Annotated in this window: 1 protein-coding gene; it reads right to left on the reverse strand. The window is 65.1% G+C overall.

Going from position 1 to position 1,273, the window contains the following annotated elements; translation table 11 throughout:
• Positions 1-7: 7 nt before the first annotated feature.
• Entirely contained in the window at positions 8-1,249 is a 1,242-nt protein-coding gene (arcA, locus tag DWW12_RS09685) for an arginine deiminase (protein ID WP_117584235.1), read from the reverse strand.
• Between the last annotated feature and the right edge of the window lie 24 nt (positions 1,250-1,273).

Raw genomic sequence — 1,273 nt, forward strand, 5'->3', positions numbered from 1 at the left:
GAAAACCTTAGAGGTCCTCGCGCCAGAAGGGCATGCTCATGCAGCGCGGGCCGCCACGGCCGCGGGAGAGCTCGGCGGAGGGCACGACGAGAAGGTCCAGGCCCTCCTTGTACAGCACGTCGTTGGTGACGGTGTTGCGGGCGTAGACGCAGATCTTGCCGGGCTCGACGCACAGGGTGTTGGAGCCGTCGTTCCACTGCTCGCGGGAGGCCGCGATCGGGTCGCCGCCGCCGCAGGGGATCAGCTTGACCTGGTCGACGCCGGTGGCGTCCTCCAGGACGTGCTCGAGGGTGTCCTCGATCAGGCGGATGTTCACGTCGCCCGGGTTCTTGCCGGCGGTCAGCTCGTAGACGCGCAGGGTGCCCATGATGGCGGGGTGGATCGTGAACTTATCGACGTCGATCTGGGTGAAGACCGTGTCGAGGTGCATGAAGGCGCGCGAGACGGGGATGTCGAAGGCCAGGATGCGCTCGACCTTGGAGTCGGAGTTCCAGAAGATGTTCTGGGCCATGACGTCGATCGCGGCGGCCTGGGTGCGCTGGGAGATGCCGACGGCGAGGGTCTTCTCGTTGATGTTCAGCACGTCGCCGCCCTCGGTGTGGAACTGGCAGTCGCGGCGGAAGTACAGGGAGACGTCCTTGTAGTCGGGGTGGTACTTGAAGACGTACTTGCCGTACAGGGTCTCGCGGTTGCGGGTGACCGAGTACATGCGGTTGAGGTTGACGCCCTCGCCGACGACCGCGAACGGGTCGCGGGTGAAGTAGAGGTTGGGCATCGGGTCGATGATCAGGTCGGACTCGGACTCGGAGTTGACCAGGGAGTCGAGGGTCGTGGACGCCGTGAGGGGCATGTCGATCTCGGCCTTGGTCATGCCGGCCATGGTCTTCTTGACGAACTCGAGGTTGTCCTCGATGGAGTCCAGCTTCTCGCGGACGATCTGCGGCATCTGCTGGCCGCGGATGCCCGCCTCGGCGATGTACTGGTCGGTGAACTCGGCGCGGGCGCCGGGGACCTGGTCGAACACCTCTGCGACGAGGTTCTCGAGGTAGAGCACCTCCACGCCCTGGTCCTTAAGGATCTGGGCGAAGGTGTCGTGCTCCTGCTGCGCGACCTCCAGGAACGGGACGTCGTCGAACAGGAGTCGCTCGAGCTCGTCGGGCGGCAGGTTGAGGAGCTCGTCGCCGGGACGGTGCAGGCAGACCTTCCTGAGCTTGCCGATCTCGGAAGGCACGTGCAGACCTTTCGTCATGGCCTCCTACCTTTCTTTCGGGCC

It is taken from the genome of Collinsella sp. AF14-35, from assembly GCF_003464565.1.
Taxonomy (GTDB): domain Bacteria; phylum Actinomycetota; class Coriobacteriia; order Coriobacteriales; family Coriobacteriaceae; genus Collinsella.

Excerpts from the sequence above, each read along its gene's own strand:
- arcA (WP_117584235.1), bottom strand. The coding sequence starts at position 1,249 with ATGACGAAAGGTCTGCACGTGCCTTCCGAGATCGGCAAGCTCAGGAAG.